An 18,401-nucleotide genomic window follows, 5' to 3' on the forward strand; every position below is an offset into this window, starting at 1 on the left:
TAATCGTTAGCGACGTCCATTTATCTCCCGTTTACAGTTGACCAATTTAAGGTAAGGCTATGATTTCAGGCATCCTAGCATCTCCTGGTATTGCTATTGGTAAAGCACTACTACTTCAAGAAGATGAAATTGTCCTAAACACTAACACCATTTCTGATGCTCAAGTTGACGCTGAAGTTCAGCGCTTCTACGACGCGCGCAACAAATCTGCAGCGCAACTGGAAGTGATCAAACAAAAAGCACTTGAAACATTTGGTGAAGAAAAAGAAGCCATCTTCGAAGGCCACATCATGCTGCTTGAAGATGAAGAGCTAGAAGAAGAAATTTTAGCGCTCATCAAAGATGAAAAGCTGACAGCAGACAACGCAATTCACACCGTGATTGAAGAGCAAGCAATGGCTCTTGAGTCTCTGGACGATGAATACCTTAAAGAACGTGCAACAGATATCCGCGATATCGGTTCTCGTTTCGTGAAAAATGCCCTTGGCATCAACATTGTGTCTCTCAGCGACATCAATGAAGAAGTGATTCTAGTTGCGAACGACTTGACCCCATCTGAAACAGCGCAAATCAACCTGACTTACGTTCTGGGTTTTGCATGTGACATCGGCGGTCGTACGTCTCACACTTCAATCATGGCTCGTTCTCTGGAACTGCCAGCGATCGTTGGTACCAACGATATCACTGCAAAAGTGAAGAATGGCGATATGCTGATTCTTGACGCAATGAACAACAAAATCATTGTGAACCCAACTGCAGAAGCGCTGGAAGAAGCGAAAGCGGTGAAAGCAGCTTTCCTTGCAGAAAAAGAAGAGCTGGCAAAACTGAAAGATCTGCACGCAGAAACACTAGACGGTCACCGTGTAGAAGTTTGCGGCAACATCGGTACCGTGAAAGACTGTGACGGCATCACTCGCAATGGCGGTGAAGGCGTTGGTCTGTACCGTACAGAATTCCTGTTCATGGATCGCGACGCGCTACCAACTGAAGAAGAACAGTACCAAGCGTACAAAGAAGTCGCAGAAGCCATGGCCGATCAAGCAGTGATTATCCGTACTATGGATATCGGCGGCGACAAAGATCTGCCATACATGGACCTACCAAAAGAAATGAACCCGTTCCTAGGCTGGCGTGCTGTACGTATCAGCTTGGATCGTCGTGAAATTCTACGTGATCAGCTGCGTGGTATCCTACGTGCATCAGCACACGGCAAACTGCGTATCATGTTCCCAATGATTATCTCTGTTGAAGAAATTCGTGCGCTGAAAGCAGCCATCGAAGAGTACAAAGCAGAACTGCGTTCAGAAGGTCTGGCATTCGACGAAAACATCGAAATCGGTGTGATGGTTGAAACGCCAGCAGCAGCTGCAATCGCTCACCACCTTGCGAAAGAAGTGTCATTCTTCTCCATCGGTACGAACGACTTGACTCAGTACACACTGGCAGTCGACCGCGGTAACGAAATGATTTCGCACCTGTACAACCCACTGTCTCCAGCAGTGCTGACAGTTATCAAACAAGTGATTGATGCGTCACACGCAGAAGGCAAATGGACAGGGATGTGTGGCGAACTCGCAGGTGATGAGCGCGCAACCCTTCTCCTGTTGGGTATGGGCCTAGATGAGTTCTCAATGAGCGGCATCTCTATCCCTAAAGTGAAGAAAGTCATCCGTAACTCTAACTTCGCTGAAGTGAAAGCGATGGCAGAAGAAGCACTTTCTCTACCGACGGCAGCAGAAATTGAAGCTTGCGTTGAAAAATTCATCGCAGCAAAAGCTTAATAATCTGTGAATACCAATGACATAGACGACTAAAAGTAGTCGTCTATTGTTTTTGATTGGTATACTATACTTCGACAGAATAAATCTAAACGTTAGGAGCATGACACAATGGGTCTGTTTGACAAACTTAAGAAGCTAGTCTCTGACGACAGCGCTGACGCGGGTGCAATTGAAATCATCGCACCACTTTCCGGTGAAATTGTAAACATCGAAGACGTGCCAGATGTCGTGTTTGCTGAGAAAATCGTTGGTGATGGTATCGCTATCAAACCAGCGGGCAACAAAATGGTAGCTCCTGTAAACGGTACTATCGGTAAGATCTTCGAAACGAACCACGCGTTCTCAATCGAATCTGACGATGGCGTTGAGCTTTTTGTTCACTTCGGTATCGACACCGTTGAACTGAAAGGCGAAGGCTTCAAACGTATCGCTGAAGAAGGTCAATCAGTGAAAGTGGGCGACACTATCATTGAATTCGATCTGGCTCTGCTGGAAGAGAAAGCGAAATCAACTCTGACTCCTGTTGTTATTTCTAACATGGACGAAATCAAAGAGCTGAACAAACTGTCTGGTTCTGTGACAGTGGGTGAAACTCCAGTTCTGCGTGTAACTAAATAATTTAGTCTGCATTCATAAAAAAACGCTGCGATATCGCAGCGTTTTTTGTTTGTGTTCGATGCGCCAAGCTATAGTCCCAACGCATAGCGCAGCACCTGCTCTTTCACAGGGCCCGCATGTTCAGCAAGTTTCAATGCTGCATTACGCACCAGTTTCAAAGGTGCCATATCATTGCTAAACGCTTTATAGAAAACATCCATCCCCGTTTGCATCAACAGATTGTCCGGACGTCGACAGCGCTCGTAGCGTTGGAACTGCGCCAGAGTCAGCGCGTCTTGCCCTTGCGTTACATCCAACAAAGCGGCCACATCTTTGAACCCCAAGTTAACGCCCTGCCCTGCCAGCGGATTAATGGTGTGCGCAGAATCGCCAACCAAAACACAGCGATGTTGCACATAACGTTGCGCGTGACGGCGTGTGAGCGGAAAAGCGCCATGCTGCAGCACGGTGACATCGCCCAGCTCTGCGGGAAAGTGCGTGACAATCTCGTGTTTGAGTTGCACCGAATTCATTTGGCTCAACTGTTTGATACGCTGCGGCGCGTCATACCACACCAGCGATGCCTGATGGCCGCTCAACGGCAAGAAAGAACGCGGACCCGAAGGAAAGAACTGCTGCCAAGTGACATCTTGTTGTGGCTTTTCGGTCTCAACGTTAATCAGCATACAATGCTGACGATAATCCCACGCCGTGACGCCAATACCAGCCACATCGCGCACGCGTGAATTCGCGCCATCGGCGCCAATAATCCATTCGCAATGCAAAACCACGCCCGATTGCAACGTCACCGCATGGGTTTCACCCAAAGTGATGTCTTTGAGCGTATCGGGACAAAACAGTGTCACATTGGGGTAATTCGCAAACTGTTCCCACAACCCCAGTTGGATCAAGCGGTTTTCCACCATGTAACCCAATTGCGCCAACCCCAGCGATTCACTGGAAAATCGTGTGCGACACTCCGGGTGCTCCCACGTTTCCAAACCACGATACGGACAGACACGCTTGGCGACAATTGCATCCCAAGCGCCCAATGAGGTCAACAAATCCACCGACGTTTGAGAGATGGCGGAAATACGCACATCCATCGGTTGTGATGGGTCATAGGGCTGAGGCTCATAGCCTTCGACCACGGCCACTCGGCGACCTTGTTTAGCAAATCCAATCGCGGCCGCAGCACCGACCATGCCGCCACCAATTACCACGATGTCAAAATCATTCATCATTACTACTTCTGTTTTGGCTGAGTTACACGCAAGTTATTGTACGTAGCGGGACTTTTTTTGCGAACGATTTTGTTGAAAAACCTTGGCCCAAGCAGGGTAAAAATCCAGAAGCCACAATGGTTACAAGAGATTTAGTGCGATCACTGGTCACTGATAAGTGAAAGCAGTACAATACGCCGCTTACCGCCGTGAGGGCGGCTAAAATTTAGTCATCAGGAACCCATTTCCGATGACATTCTGGAAACATTGGGCGATTTGCTCCCTTAATTTAAACTAACGATCGAGCGAACAACATGAGTAAAAAACTGCTAATCAAAACCTGGGGCTGCCAGATGAACGAATACGATTCATCAAAAATGGCCGACCTGCTTAACGCTACAAACGGCTATGAGCTGACTGAAGAGCCAGAGGAAGCAGACGTACTACTACTGAACACCTGTTCGATTCGCGAAAAAGCGCAAGAAAAAGTCTTCCACCAGCTTGGCCGTTGGAAAACACTGAAAGACAAAAAGCCAGGCGTGGTGATCGGCGTAGGCGGCTGTGTGGCCACTCAAGAAGGTGACCACATTCGTGATCGTGCCCCTTTTGTCGACGTCATCTTTGGCCCACAGACGCTACACCGTCTGCCAGAAATGATTAAACAATCACAATCTGACGATGCGCCGGTGATGGATATTTCTTTCCCGGAAATCGAAAAATTCGACCGTCTGCCGGAACCACGCGCAGAAGGTCCAACAGCCTTTGTCTCCATTATGGAAGGCTGTTCAAAATACTGCACATACTGCGTCGTGCCGTACACACGTGGTGAAGAAGTCAGCCGTCCAATGGATGACGTGCTGTTTGAAATTGCACAACTGGCTGAACAAGGCGTCCGTGAAGTCAACCTGCTGGGTCAAAACGTGAACGCTTACCGGGGTCCAATGCACGATGGTACCATCTGCTCATTTGCAGAATTGTTGCGCCTCGTGGCCTCAATCGATGGCATCGACCGCATTCGCTTTACCACCAGCCACCCGCTGGAGTTCACTGACGACATCATCGCCGTGTACGAAGACACGCCAGAATTGGTGAGCTTCCTGCACTTGCCAGTTCAAAGCGGCAGTGACCGCATTCTGACCATGATGAAGCGTCCACACACAGGCATCGAGTACAAGTCGATCATCCGTAAGCTGCGTAAAGCGCGCCCAGACATTCAGATCAGCTCTGACTTCATCGTTGGCTTCCCTGGCGAGTCGGATAAAGACTTCCAAGACACCATGAAGCTGATCCGCGATGTGGATTTCGACATGAGCTTTAGCTTTATCTTCTCTCCTCGCCCGGGAACACCGGCGGCTGATTACCCATGTGATCTGACCGAGGAAACCAAGAAAGAGCGCCTGTACGAACTGCAACAGCAAATCAACGCTCAAGCGATGCGTTTCTCGCGCTTGATGATGGGAACCGAGCAACGTATTTTGGTGGAAGGCCCTTCGAAGAAAAACCTGATGGAACTTCGTGGTCGTACAGAAAACAACCGTGTAGTAAACTTTGAAGGACCGGCCGAACTCATCGGTCAGTTCGTCGATGTGAACATTGTTGATGTATTCCCGAACTCTTTGCGTGGTGAACTCGTACGAACAGAACAAGAGATGAACCTACGTGTGGTCACTTCCCCAACGGAAATGATGGCCAAAACGCGACGCGAAGATGAGCTGGGAGTCGCTACTTTTACTCCATAAGCTCGTATAAACTGTCATGGATGCCCGGTCGAAATCGGGCATCTGGATGACACACTGAGAGGCTAATTTGAGCAATAAAATCGTTACTTTAGAGATCAATCTCGAACCTTCAGATAACCGCCGTCTAGCCAGTCTGTGCGGCCCATTCGATGACAACATCAAGCATTTAGAACGTCGTTTAGGCGTTGAAATCAACCATCGCAGCAACTATTTTACCATCGTCGGCAAAGCCCATACTGCCGCCGCTGCGCTTGAGATCATCAAAACTCTGTACGTCGATACGGCGCCCGTGCGCGGTCAAATCCCGGATATTGAACCCGATCAAATTCATTTGGCGATCAAAGAAACGGGCGTACTGGAACAGAACACCGAATCAGCCATCGCACATGGCAAAGAAGTATTCGTCAAAACCAAAAAAGGCGTGATCAAACCGCGGACACCGAACCAAGCACAATACCTGGTGAACATGGTGACGCACGACATCACCTTTGGGATTGGCCCTGCGGGGACCGGTAAAACGTATCTGGCCGTTGCCGCAGCTGTTGATGCATTGGAGCGTCAAGAAATTCGCCGCATTCTGCTGACTCGTCCTGCGGTCGAAGCCGGTGAAAAACTGGGCTTCCTGCCCGGAGATCTGAGCCAGAAAGTGGACCCTTACTTGCGCCCGTTGTATGACGCGCTGTTTGAAATGCTCGGTTTTGAACGTGTGGAAAAACTGATTGAGCGCAACGTGATTGAAGTGGCTCCGCTGGCGTACATGCGTGGTCGTACGTTAAACGATGCTTTCATCATTCTCGACGAAAGCCAAAACACCACCGTCGAACAGATGAAAATGTTCCTGACGCGTATTGGCTTTAACTCGCGTGCCGTGATTACGGGTGACGTCACTCAGATTGACTTGCCACGCGGCGCGAAATCAGGCCTGCGTCATGCCATTGAAGTGCTGAGCGACGTGGATGAAATCAGCTTCAACTTCTTCCAAGCCGACGACGTTGTGCGCCACCCTGTGGTTGCCCGCATCGTCAATGCGTACGAAAAATGGGAAGCACAAGACCAGAAAGAGCGCAAAGAGTACGAGAAGCGTCGCCGTGAAGAACGCGAATCCAAACTGCTTGAAATGCAAAAAGCCGAATTCACAGCACCACAAACGAATGCCTTAGAGGAATCGGGTGAATCATGAGTATTGAACTCGATTTACAACTGGCGGCCGCCAGCGAAGACGGTCTGCCAACACGCGAACAATTTGCCACTTGGCTGCAAACGGCCATCGTCCCTTTTCAGCCTCAGGCAGAAGTGACCATTCGCATTGTTGATGAACCAGAAAGTCATCAACTCAATCTCGAATATCGCGGCAAAGACAAGTCAACCAACGTGCTGTCTTTCCCATTTGAAGCGCCTCCGGGCATCGAGATGGACCTGCTGGGCGACTTGGTAATTTGCCGTCAAGTGGTTGAGCGAGAAGCCGTTGAACAAAATAAGCCGCTGCTAGCACACTGGGCGCATATGGTTGTACATGGTAGTCTTCATCTGCTAGGTTATGACCATATCGAGGATGACGAAGCTGAAGAAATGGAGTCCCTCGAAACCGAAATCATGCAAACGATGGGGTTTGAAGACCCCTATTTAGCGGAGAAAATCTAGTTCACGCACCACCGTGCCGTGAACTGACATGTGAGCTATCACACATCTGATAGCGTTATTGAATAGAGAAACAATGAACGAAGATAATTCGCAGAATTCTGACGGTCCGAGTAGAAAGTCCTTCTTTGAACGCCTAGGTCAGTTATTTCAGGGAGAACCCAAGGATCGCCAAGAGCTGGTTGATGTGATCCGCGACTCTGAAGTCAATGACCTGATTGACCACGACACCCGCGACATGCTGGAAGGGGTCATGGAAATTGCTGAGATGCGCGTCCGGGATATCATGATCCCACGCTCTCAGATGGTCACCATCGAACGTACAGATAATCTGGACGCGCTGGTTGCACTGATTACCGATGCTCAGCATTCACGCTACCCGGTGATCAGCGAAGACAAAGACCATGTCGAAGGCATTCTGCTTGCGAAGGACTTACTTAAATACTTGGGTTCCAACAGCTCCCCGTTCGATATTGAAGAAGTGATCCGCCCAGCCGTGGTGGTTCCGGAAAGCAAACGCGTCGATCGCCTGTTAAAAGAGTTCCGTGAGGAACGATATCACATGGCGATTGTCGTAGATGAGTTCGGGGGTGTCTCTGGTCTGGTGACCATTGAAGACATTCTGGAAGAAATCGTTGGCGATATCGAAGATGAATTCGACGACGAAGAACAACTCGACATCCGTAAACTCAGCAAACACACCTACGCGGTGAAAGCGCTGACCACCATCGAAGAGTTTAACAACACCTTCGGCACACGCTTTAGTGATGAAGAAGTGGATACGGTGGGCGGATTGGTGATGACCGCATTTGGTCACTTACCAGCACGGGGTGAAGTGGTTGAAATTGATCGTTACAATTTTAAAGTCACTGCCGCGGACAACCGTCGAGTGGTTCAACTTCAAGTCACCATTCCCGATATGGAAGCTCTTCCGGAGATCGCCGAAGAGTAGTTCGAATCCCCTCTTACGCCGTAAGAGCATCAGAAAAGTTGCAGATGACGAATATTTTCAATCATCGCCTCATGCGGCCGCTTGCGGCCGCTTTTGTTGGCGCGCTGACCACCCTAGCGTTTGCTCCCTATCAGATCTGGCCACTGGCCATTCTCAGCCCATGCCTGTTACTCCTGTTGTTACATGGTCAATCCGCCAAGCGGTCGGCTTGGATCGGGTATGCCTGGGGCTTGGGTCAGTTTGGGTTTGGCATCAGTTGGGTCCACGTCAGCATCGACACTTTTGGCGGCATGCCCAAGATTGCCAGCCTGTTTTTGATGGCGCTGCTGGTTGGTTATCTGGCCATTTACTCAGCCCTGTTTGCTTGGTCACTCAATCGATTTTTCCCCACCTCAAACCGTAGCAAACTGTTGCTGGCGGCACCGGTGCTGTGGCTGATTTGCGATTGGCTGCGCGGCTGGGTCATGACGGGCTTTCCGTGGCTATGGCTGGGCTACAGCCAAATCGACAGCCCACTGGCTAACTTCGCACCACTTGGTGGCGTAGAACTGCTGACGCTGGTCGTCCTACTGTGCGCAGGCAGTTTGGCGCTGGCGTGGCAGAAAAAAAGCGTGCTGTTGCTGGTGATTCCCGCGGTGCTGTTTGCAGTGGGATACGGCCTGAATGCCGCGCAATGGGTGACCCCTCAACCACAGCGCACCACCAAGGTGGCCTTGATTCAAGGCAACATCGATCAAGCGCTCAAGTGGTTACCCAGCCAACGCTGGCCCACCATCATGAAGTACACCGATCTAACGCGTGAAAACTGGGATGCCGATATCGTCATCTGGCCCGAAGCGGCGATTCCAGCGTTTGAATTTGAAATTCCGGCCTTTTTACGTAATCTCGATTCCGCTGCGCGCATGAACCACAGCGCGTTGCTGACCGGTATCCTCAATCAAGATGACAACAAACGCTACTTCAACAGCATCTTGGCGCTCGGCGAAACACCAAACGGCGATTATCACTACGATTTAGCGCAACGTTTCCACAAGCACCATCTGCTGCCGTTTGGCGAATTTGTGCCGTTTGAAAGCATTCTGCGCCCATTGGCTCCGTTCTTTAACTTGCCCATGTCTTCGTTCAGCGAAGGGGATTACGTTCAGCCAAACATCATGGCCAACGGCCATGCATTGGCACCGGCACTGTGCTACGAAATCATCTTCAATGAACAGGTACGCGCCAACGTCACCGATGAAACCGATTTTCTACTCACCTTGTCAAATGACGCTTGGTTTGGTCGTTCGATTGGCCCGCTACAACACATGGAAATCGCACGGATGCGCGCGCTGGAGTTAGGCAAACCGCTGATTCGTTCCACCAACAATGGCCTGACGGCGGTCACCGACTACCAAGGCCGCATTACCGCGCAGTTACCGCAGTTTGAAACCGGCGTGTTACGTGCCGAGATGGTGCCAACACGAGGTCAGACGCCGTATCACACACTGGGCAGTTGGCCGCTGTATCTCTGGACGCTGTTTGGTTTGGTTGCCGCGCTGGTGATTCAACGTCGCACCCCGAGTCAATCCGCATCGGCATGAGTCAACGCATCCATGCTGATGAAAAAAGAGTCCCTTGGGACTCTTTTTTTGTGGTTGTTCAACCGGTCCTCGATTACCGTTTCAGCATTACGGTTTCAACGGTAAGCGACTAAAAGCAGTCTTGCCACAACGAATGCACGGCACAATTTCGGTCGCATGGTTGTAATCGACTCGATGGCCGCAGTTTTCACACACCAGCGTTCCAAGACCAATCATATCGCCCGCTTTGTACAAGCCTTGATGTTCCAGATCCTGAAACAGCTCCACCCACTCCACTTTGGTTTTGTCCGTGATCTCCAGCAGCCCTTGCCAAATGGAGTTCGCAATCATCACATAAAACGGACTGCTTTTTTCCTCTTCATAGCTCTCTGCAAACTCTTTGAGATCCGATTTAACGTAAGCTGAAATCAGCGCCAGTTCATCTTTGGTCAGATCATTTGCAGCGGCCACAACCTTGCCCGATGTTTCCAGAATATGGTCCACTTCTTCAGGACTCTGTTTGAGGGTTTCGACCACCTCTTCGAGTAAAGCTTCATAACCCGTTTTTTGTTTTGGCATAAGTCACCTCTCTCAAACCCGATTGGCTATTGTTGTGCTCCCTTGCTTTAGGTATTCTATGACGATCTATTAGTATCTGTTCAAACTGAACTCACAAATTCCAAGATAACCGGATATATCGATGCAAGAGCAATACAACCCGCAAGACATTGAACAAAAAGTTCAAGAGCATTGGGAAAGCAACAAGACTTTCGTTGTAAGTGAAGACCCAAATAAAGAAAAATTCTACTGTCTTTCTATGTTCCCGTACCCAAGCGGCCGACTGCACATGGGTCACGTGCGTAACTACACCATCGGTGATGTGGTTGCTCGCTTTCAGCGTCTGCAAGGCAAAAACGTCATGCAGCCAATCGGCTGGGATGCATTCGGTCTACCGGCAGAAAACGCCGCGGTAAAAAATAACACCGCGCCGGCGCCTTGGACTTACGAAAACATCGAATACATGAAAAACCAGCTGAAACTGCTGGGTTTTGGCTACGACTGGAATCGTGAGTTCGCAACTTGCCGTCCAGAATACTACCGTTGGGAACAAGAGTTCTTCACCAAACTGTACGAGAAAGGTCTGGTTTACAAGAAAACCTCTTCTGTGAACTGGTGTCCGAACGACCAAACCGTTCTGGCCAACGAACAGGTGGAAGACGGTTGCTGCTGGCGCTGTGATACGCCGGTTGAGCAGAAAGAAATTCCGCAGTGGTTCATCAAGATCACGGCTTACGCACAAGAACTGCTCGACGACCTCGACAGCCTTGACGGCTGGCCTGAGATGGTCAAAACCATGCAGCGCAACTGGATTGGCCGTTCTGAAGGTGTGGAACTGAAATTTGCCGTGAAAGACCACGCGCAAGACTTGGAAGTGTACACCACACGTCCAGATACCCTGATGGGTGTGACTTACGTGGGGATCGCAGCAGGCCACCCTCTGGCAACCGAAGCCGCGAAATCAAACCCTGCGCTGGCCGCTTTCATCGACGAGTGTAAAAACACCAAAGTGGCAGAAGCCGAACTGGCGACCATGGAGAAAAAAGGCATGGCCACTGGCCTGACCGCGATTCATCCATTGAATGGCCGTGAAGTGCCAATCTTTGTCGCGAACTTCGTACTGATGGATTACGGCACAGGTGCGGTGATGGCCGTTCCTGCGCACGACCAACGTGACTTCGAATTTGCCACCAAATACAACCTCGACATCATTCCGGTCATCAAGCCACTTGATGGCAGCGAACTGGATATCTCAGAAGCGGCATACACCGAAAAAGGCGTCCTGTTCGATTCAGGTGAATTCGACGGTCTGGAATTCCAAGCCGCTTTCGATGCCATTGCAGCGAAACTGGAAGCCGAAGGCAAAGGCGTGAAAACCGTCAACTTCCGTCTACGTGACTGGGGCGTGTCTCGTCAACGTTACTGGGGCGCACCAATTCCAATGGTGACCACAGAAGACGGCGTTGTGCACCCAGTACCCGCCGACCAACTGCCAGTGATTCTGCCAGAAGATGTGGTCATGGATGGCGTGACCAGCCCAATCAAAGCCGATAAAGCGTGGGCAGAAACCACCTTTAATGGCGAACCAGCACTGCGTGAAACCGATACTTTCGATACCTTCATGGAATCGTCTTGGTACTACGCACGTTACTGTTCTCCACAAGCAGACGACATTCTGGATCCAGAAAAAGCCAACTACTGGCTGCCCGTAGACCAATACATCGGCGGTATCGAGCACGCGTGTATGCACCTGCTTTACTCACGCTTCTTCCACAAATTGCTGCGTGATGCTGGTTATGTGACGTCTGACGAACCGTTCAAACAACTGCTGTGTCAAGGTATGGTTCTGGCTGACGCCTTCTACTACACCAACGACAAAGGCGGGAAAGAGTGGGTATCTCCGACCGAAGTGAAAGTTGAGCGTGACGGTAAAGGCCGTATCACCACAGCGGTTGATTCACACGGTCGCAGCGTTGAACACTCAGGCATGATCAAAATGTCTAAGTCGAAAAACAACGGGATCGACCCACAAGAGATGGTCGACAAATACGGTGCCGACACCGTCCGTCTGTTCATGATGTTTGCATCACCAGCCGATATGACGCTGGAATGGCAAGAGTCTGGCGTGGAAGGAGCAAATCGCTTCCTGAAACGTGTGTGGAAACTGGTTCGTGAACATACCGAAAAAGGTGAAGCAACTGCAGTGGATACTGCTGCACTGACTGGTGATCAAAAAGCGCTACGTCGTGACGTTCACAAAACCATCGCGAAAGTGACCGATGACATTGCTCGTCGTCAAACCTTCAACACCGCGATTGCGGCTGTGATGGAACTGATGAACAAACTGGGCAAAGCACCACAAGACGATGCGCAAGATCGTGCGATTTTGGACGAAGCCCTGAAAGCGATCACCGTGATGCTCTACCCAATCGCGCCACACATCTGTTTTGAAATGTGGAACGCGCTGGGTCAAGCCAACATCGACAGCGCAAGCTGGCCAATGTTTGATGAAGCCGCACTGGTTGAAGACGAGAAACTGATCGTCCTTCAAGTGAACGGCAAGCTACGTGGCAAACTGACTGTCGCAGCGGACGCAACCAAAGAACAGGTTGAAGCGCTGGGTCTGAACGATGAAAACGTGCTGAAATTCACCGATGGCCTCACCATCCGCAAAGTCATCTATGTTCCAGGAAAACTGCTTAACATCGTGGCGAACTAATTCCGTATTTTACGGTCATTAAACAGGGCCTTGCGCCCTGTTTACTTATCTCAGTTTATCGCTGTGGTGAACTGAGATAAGTAAACCCAATTCATGAGAACAGAGCCCCATGCGTTTGACACTGCCTTCCACGTTCCAATTATCACTGGTTATCCTGACCGCCACCCTACTTAGTGCCTGCGGTTTCCATCTCCGTGGTGATTATGATATCCCGGAAGAGTTGAGCACCATGTCGCTCACCAGTTACGACCAATACAGCAGCTTCACCCGTTTTGTGAAAGGCCAACTGCGCCTCAACGAAATCAAATTGGTTGAACCTGCGGAAAATGTACCTAACCTGCATCTGGTGAGCGAAAGTATCAGCGAACGCACCCTGTCGTTGTATCAAAATGCGCGCGCCGCAGAAAAAGAACTGACATTCCGCGCGTCTTACCGAGTGACCATTCCCGAGTTGGGCGATAAAACTTTCTCCACCAGCGTGACGCGCAGTTACTTGGACAACCCACTGACAGCACTGGCAAAATCCGTGGAACGCGACATGATTGAAGACGAAATGCGCAAACTGGCTGCAAGCCAAATCATTCGTCAAATGGCCCGTCTAAAAGCCTCCATTCAAGAAGGAACCATGGACAGTGCCGACGCTCTTCAGCCAAACAACACGAAATCTGGCTACAAAATCGACACCATTGAAGAGCGCGTGGCACCTTCCTCCAACAGTATCGAGACGCAGTAGGCCTTGCGATGAGACTCTATGCTGACAAACTGGTCGAAGCGCTCAACCGAGCGCTGCTGCCCGTTTACCTGGTGTTTGGTAATGAGCCCCTGCTGATCCAAGAATCACGCAGCGCCATTGAGCGCAAAGCCCGTGAACAGGGCTTTGAAGAAAAACACCATTTCAATGTGGATGCCAGCCTCGATTGGCATGAGGTCTATGACTGCTGCCAGTCCATGAGCCTGTTTTCCAGCCGCCAAGTGATCGAGCTGGAAATTCCAGAAGCGGGCATCAATGCCGCTATCGGCAAAGAACTGACCAAGCTCGCGCAAACCCTCAATCCGGACATTTTGCTGCTGATCGTTGGTGCCAAACTGACCAAAGCGCAAGAAAACACCGCATGGTTTAAAGCCCTGATGGCTGAAGGATGTCTGGTCAACTGCTTAACCCCCGACATCAGTCGCCTGCCACAATTTGTCGCCGCCCGTTGCCGCGCGCTGGGACTCTCCCCTGATGCCGAAGCGATTCAAATGCTGGCACAGTGGCATGAAGGTAACCTGTTTGCCCTCGCCCAGAGCTTAGAAAAGCTCGCACTGCTTTATCCCGATGGTCAACTGACGTTGATTCGACTGGAAGAGTCACTGAGTCGCAACAACCACTACACGCCATTTCATTGGGTCGATGCCCTACTCGAAGGCAAAGCCAATCGCGCGCAACGCATTTTACGTCAACTGGCTGCCGAGGATGTGGAACCGATTATTCTGATGCGCACCGCGCAAAAAGAGCTGGTGCAACTGCTACATATGCGCGTGGCAATGAATCATCAACCGCTGGGCGCCATCTTTGAAAAACACCGCGTCTGGCAGAACAAACGCCCACTCTATTCCGCAGCGTTACAACGCCTGTCCATTCAGCGCTTACACCACTTAGTGCAATTGCTTGCTCAAAGTGAAATTGTGGCAAAAACTCAGTATGAGCAATCGCCTTGGCCATTGCTGCAGCAGTTAAGCCTCGAATGTTGTGTGGCACAGGCAAACTTACCGTTGCCAGCCTAAAAGCGTGATATACTGCCGCGCTTTGACCCAATCATTTTTATATTAGATATCTCAGAGGACATCCCCTTGCAACGCGAAGAATTAAAAGACTTTCTTGCAGACAAAGCCGACGACATGAAAGCGGTAGACATCGTCACCCTAGACGTTCAAGGCAAATCCAGCGTCACCGATTACATGATCATCTGTACTGGCACGTCCAAGCGACACGTTTCATCGATTGCCGATCATGTCGCGAGTGAAGCGAAAAAAGCCGGTGTGGATCCACTGGGCATGAATGGCGAAAACGAAGGTGAATGGGTTGTGGTCGATCTCGGCACCACCATGCTGCACGTGATGCAGGAAGAACATCGCGCGATGTATCAGCTGGAAAAACTCTGGGGCTAAGCGTGAAAATTCAACTGATTGCCGTCGGCACGAAAATGCCAAAGTGGGTGGAAGAAGGTTTTCAGGAATACCGTCGCCGCTTTCCACATGATATGCCACTGGAGCTGATTGAAATTTCGGCCGGCAAACGCGGTAAAAACGCCGACATTGCAAGAATTCTGCAAAAAGAAGGCGAAGCCATGCTGGCTGCCGTGCCCAAAGGCAACCGAATTGTGACGCTCGATATTCCTGGCAAACGTTGGGATACCGAACAGCTTGCCGAACAGCTGGAAAGCTGGAAAATGGATGCACGTGATGTGTCCATTTTGATTGGCGGACCGGAAGGTCTGGCACCGGCTTGCAAAGCGGCCGCGGAACAGAGCTGGTCGCTGTCACCACTGACACTGCCTCATCCGTTGGTGCGCGTCGTGATGGCAGAGAGCCTGTACCGAGCGTGGAGCATTACAGCCAATCACCCTTATCACCGAGAATAGACCCTGATGTTACGTAAGCGTAGCCCCATTCGAGACTACTTGGCTGAAGCGCGGTTATTCCGTAACCGCGCTGTGGTGTCTTTTATCGCCATTGTTTTGATGATGGGCATTCTGCTCGCCAACCTGTACAACATTCAGGTGAACCAGTATCAAGACTACAAAACTCGTTCAAACGACAACCGAATTAAAGTCGTCCCTATCGCGCCCAATCGCGGCCTCATCTATGATCGAAACGGGATTCTTCTGGCCGAAAACCGCCCGGTTTTTAACTTAGAAATCACACCAGAAAAAGTTAAAAACATGGACGAGACCATCGCCCGTTTACAACAGATTTTAACCATCACGCCAGATCAAATTGCTGCCTTTGATAAAGAACGCCGCCAAACCCGTCGCTTCAATTCTGTGCCGATTCTCACGCAGTTGAATGAAGAAGACGTCGCCAAGTTCTCCGTTCAGCAACACAAGTTTCCCGGCGTATCGGTCACTGCCAACCTCAAGCGCTACTACCCATATGGCGAGGTGTTGACCCACGTGATCGGCTATGTGTCGCGCATCAATGACCGCGATATCGAACGCTTGGTGCGTGAAGGCAAAGAAGCCAATTACCAAGCCACACGCGACATCGGCAAACTGGGTATCGAACGCTACTACGAAGATTTATTGCACGGTGAAGCTGGCTACCAAGAAGTGGAAGTCAACAGCCGCGGGCGCGTGATCCGTACGCTGAAATATGTGCCGCCTACTCCGGGCAAAGACATCGTGCTCAACCTCGACATCAACCTGCAGCTGTACGTGCACAACCTACTCAATGGTCGCCGAGGTTCGGCGGTGGTGCTCGATCCAAAAGATAACGGCGTACTGGCGATGGTATCGAGCCCAAGCTACGATCCCAATGCCTTTGTGCACGGTATTTCTGGCAAAGATTACAATGCACTGCTCAACGACAAAGATCGCCCACTGGTTAACCGGACCACGCTGGGTATTTACCCTCCGGGTTCAACGGTAAAACCATTTATTGCGGTTTCCGCACTGGAAGAAGGCGTCATTACGCCCAATACCACGCGTAACGATCCGGGCTACTGGCGCATTCCAAATTCCAAAACCCGCCCATTCCGCGACTGGTTGCGTTGGGGCCATGGCCGAGTCGACATCATCAAAGCGCTGGAAGAATCGGTGGATACCTTCTTCTATCAAATCGCTTATGACATGGGCATCGACCGCTTGTCGGAATGGATGATGAAGTTTGGCTTTGGAGATTACACCGGCATTGATATTTCGGAAGAGAGCAAAGCCAACATGCCAACCCGCGACTGGAAAATGGCGCGTCACCGCACCCCTTGGTATCAGGGCGATACCATTCCGGTCGGTATCGGCCAAGGGTACTGGACGGCCACGCCAATGCAGCTTGCCAAGGCAACATCGGTTCTGGTGCATCACGGCCAAGTGATTGCGCCGCACTTGTTGCGCTCTACCATTAACAACGGTGAAGAATTCTCCACCCAAAAAGAGACCGAATACGTAACGTACCCGCCGATCACAGGCGTGCCCGACAAGTACTGGGACATGGCGATCGAAGGGATGTATCTGGTGAACCATGGTAAACGCGGCACCGCGCGACGCGCATTCCAAGGGCTGCAGTACAAAAGCGCCGGTAAATCCGGTACAGCGCAGGTGTTTGGCTTGGCTGAAGGACAGGAATACAACGCCGAAGAACTGGCGGAACACCTACGTGACCACGCGCTGTTTACCGGGTTTGCACCGGTGGATGATCCGCAAGCGATTGTCACCATCGTGCTGGAAAACGCCGGTGGTGGGTCGAGCAACGGCGCACCCGTGGTCAGACAAATCTTTGACCGCGTCATTCTGGGCAAAAAAGAGGCTGACAAATAATGAAAATGGATCCCTCTACCGGTCAGAACCGGGCGTTCTTTGAACGATTACACATCGACCTGCCGTTGCTGCTTGGTTTATTGGTTGTGATGGGCTTTGGCCTGGTGGTGATGTACAGCGCCAGTGGCCAAAGTTTAGCGATGATGGATCGCCAAGCGATGCGCATGGTTTTGGCGCTCGCGGTCATGATTGGCTTGGCGCAGTTACCACCACGCACTTATGAACGCTTGGCGCCCGCCCTATTTTTCGTCGGTGTCGCGCTTTTGCTGGGCGTGCTGCTGTTTGGTGAAATCTCAAAAGGCGCGCAGCGCTGGTTGAACTTGGGCTTTGTCCGTTTTCAGCCATCGGAACTGTTGAAACTGGCGGTACCGCTGATGGTGGCACGCTACATTGGTAAGCGCCCGCTGCCGCCGAGTTTCCAAACCTTGGTTATTTCTTTGGTGATGGTGTTCGTCCCGACTATTTTGATTGCCAAGCAGCCTGACCTCGGTACCTCCATTCTGATTGCCGCCTCAGGGATTTTCGTGATTTTCTTGGCCGGCATCAGTTGGAAGATTATCATCGCCGCCGCCATGGCGGTTGGCGCCTTTATTCCGGTGCTGTGGTATTTCCTGATGCACGAATACCAAAAAACGCGTGTGCGCACCCTGTTCAATCCGGAATCGGATCCCTTGGGCGCCGGGTATCACATCATTCAGAGTAAAATTGCCATTGGTTCAGGCGGTATCGCCGGCAAAGGGTGGTTACACGGCACGCAATCCAACCTAGAATTTCTTCCAGAGCGACATACTGACTTTATCTTTGCAGTCATCGCGGAAGAATGGGGCATGATAGGCATTCTTGCACTGCTGACAGTGTATCTGTTTATCATTGGCCGGGGCTTGTACCTCGCCAGCAACGCACAAACTGCATTTGGCCGCATGATGGCGGGCAGTATCGTGCTGAGTTTCTTTGTTTACGTGTTTGTTAACATTGGGATGGTGAGCGGTATTTTGCCGGTAGTGGGTGTGCCACTTCCATTGATCAGTTATGGCGGTACGTCTATGGTTACCCTCATGGCCGGGTTTGGCATTCTGATGTCTATCCACACCCATAGAAAAGCGTTTTCAAAGGCAAACTAA

Annotated in this window: 16 protein-coding genes; 14 read left to right on the top strand and 2 right to left on the bottom strand. The window is 50.8% G+C overall.

Annotated elements, in window-relative coordinates; translation table 11 throughout:
* The first annotated feature begins 59 nt into the window (after positions 1 to 59).
* Positions 60 to 1,781 (top strand): phosphoenolpyruvate-protein phosphotransferase PtsI, encoded by a 1,722-nt coding sequence (gene ptsI, locus ACF8PK_RS18680; RefSeq protein ID WP_014205559.1) that lies wholly within the window; start codon positions 60 to 62, stop codon positions 1,779 to 1,781.
* A 108-nt stretch (positions 1,782 to 1,889) separates the two neighbouring features.
* A complete protein-coding gene (gene crr / locus ACF8PK_RS18685; RefSeq protein ID WP_014205560.1) occupies positions 1,890 to 2,399 on the top strand; it encodes a PTS glucose transporter subunit IIA in 510 nt (169 codons plus the stop codon).
* A gap of 68 nt (positions 2,400 to 2,467) precedes the next feature.
* On the opposite strand, the gene ACF8PK_RS18690 is transcribed toward crr, so the two are convergent.
* The gene (locus tag ACF8PK_RS18690) at positions 2,468 to 3,619 is read right to left on the bottom strand and encodes a 2-octaprenyl-3-methyl-6-methoxy-1,4-benzoquinol hydroxylase (RefSeq protein ID WP_392443299.1); all 1,152 of its coding nucleotides are present in this window, start codon (positions 3,617 to 3,619) and stop codon (positions 2,468 to 2,470) included.
* A gap of 296 nt (positions 3,620 to 3,915) precedes the next feature.
* Here ACF8PK_RS18690 and miaB point away from each other — a divergent pair, with 296 nt between their 5' ends.
* From miaB to lnt, 5 genes are all read left to right on the top strand, one after another.
* Positions 3,916 to 5,340 carry a tRNA (N6-isopentenyl adenosine(37)-C2)-methylthiotransferase MiaB gene (miaB, locus tag ACF8PK_RS18695; protein WP_004723902.1) on the top strand — a complete coding sequence of 475 codons (1,425 nt, stop codon included), beginning with the start codon at positions 3,916 to 3,918 and terminating at the stop codon, positions 5,338 to 5,340.
* A gap of 67 nt (positions 5,341 to 5,407) precedes the next feature.
* Complete coding sequence (locus ACF8PK_RS18700; RefSeq protein WP_014205561.1) at positions 5,408 to 6,520, top strand: PhoH family protein; 1,113 nt, start codon at positions 5,408 to 5,410, stop codon at positions 6,518 to 6,520.
* Positions 6,517 to 6,981, top strand: coding sequence for an rRNA maturation RNase YbeY (ybeY, locus tag ACF8PK_RS18705; RefSeq protein ID WP_004723908.1), 465 nt, complete (start codon positions 6,517 to 6,519; stop codon positions 6,979 to 6,981). Before ACF8PK_RS18700 ends, ybeY begins: the two co-directional genes overlap by 4 nt.
* Before the next feature lie 73 nt (positions 6,982 to 7,054).
* Positions 7,055 to 7,930 (top strand): CNNM family magnesium/cobalt transport protein CorC, encoded by an 876-nt coding sequence (corC, locus tag ACF8PK_RS18710; protein ID WP_004723910.1) that lies wholly within the window; start codon positions 7,055 to 7,057, stop codon positions 7,928 to 7,930.
* 44 nt (positions 7,931 to 7,974) lie between these two features.
* A complete protein-coding gene (lnt, locus tag ACF8PK_RS18715) occupies positions 7,975 to 9,510 on the top strand; it encodes an apolipoprotein N-acyltransferase (RefSeq protein ID WP_055467011.1) in 1,536 nt (511 codons plus the stop codon).
* Between the two features lie 87 nt (positions 9,511 to 9,597).
* On the opposite strand, the gene ACF8PK_RS18720 is transcribed toward lnt, so the two are convergent.
* Positions 9,598 to 10,068: a zinc ribbon-containing protein gene (locus ACF8PK_RS18720; RefSeq protein ID WP_004723914.1), complete on the bottom strand. Its 471-nt coding sequence runs from the start codon at positions 10,066 to 10,068 to the stop codon at positions 9,598 to 9,600.
* Between the two features lie 121 nt (positions 10,069 to 10,189).
* Between ACF8PK_RS18720 and leuS the strand changes: the two genes are divergently transcribed.
* The 7 genes from leuS (at position 10,190) to rodA (ending at position 18,401) form a co-directional block, all read left to right on the top strand.
* Positions 10,190 to 12,766: a leucine--tRNA ligase gene (gene leuS / locus ACF8PK_RS18725; protein ID WP_392442990.1), complete on the top strand. Its 2,577-nt coding sequence runs from the start codon at positions 10,190 to 10,192 to the stop codon at positions 12,764 to 12,766.
* Positions 12,767 to 12,875: 109 nt separating this feature from the next.
* Complete coding sequence (gene lptE, locus ACF8PK_RS18730) at positions 12,876 to 13,499, top strand: LPS assembly lipoprotein LptE (protein ID WP_014205564.1); 624 nt, start codon at positions 12,876 to 12,878, stop codon at positions 13,497 to 13,499.
* An 8-nt stretch (positions 13,500 to 13,507) separates the two neighbouring features.
* Positions 13,508 to 14,533, top strand: a complete 1,026-nt coding sequence (gene holA / locus ACF8PK_RS18735) for a DNA polymerase III subunit delta (protein WP_392442993.1) — start codon at positions 13,508 to 13,510, stop codon at positions 14,531 to 14,533.
* Between the two features lie 66 nt (positions 14,534 to 14,599).
* Positions 14,600 to 14,917, top strand: coding sequence for a ribosome silencing factor (rsfS, locus tag ACF8PK_RS18740; protein WP_004723920.1), 318 nt, complete (start codon positions 14,600 to 14,602; stop codon positions 14,915 to 14,917).
* 2 nt (positions 14,918 to 14,919) lie between these two features.
* Entirely contained in the window at positions 14,920 to 15,390 is a 471-nt protein-coding gene (rlmH, locus tag ACF8PK_RS18745; RefSeq protein WP_004723921.1) for a 23S rRNA (pseudouridine(1915)-N(3))-methyltransferase RlmH, read from the top strand.
* 6 nt (positions 15,391 to 15,396) lie between these two features.
* Positions 15,397 to 17,280, top strand: a complete 1,884-nt coding sequence (mrdA, locus tag ACF8PK_RS18750; RefSeq protein WP_014205566.1) for a penicillin-binding protein 2 — start codon at positions 15,397 to 15,399, stop codon at positions 17,278 to 17,280.
* The gene (gene rodA, locus ACF8PK_RS18755; protein WP_154180859.1) at positions 17,280 to 18,401 is read left to right on the top strand and encodes a rod shape-determining protein RodA; all 1,122 of its coding nucleotides are present in this window, start codon (positions 17,280 to 17,282) and stop codon (positions 18,399 to 18,401) included. Before mrdA ends, rodA begins: the two co-directional genes overlap by 1 nt.

It is taken from the genome of Vibrio sp. CJQ_6 (assembly GCF_043106745.1).
Classification (GTDB): domain Bacteria; phylum Pseudomonadota; class Gammaproteobacteria; order Enterobacterales; family Vibrionaceae; genus Vibrio; species Vibrio furnissii.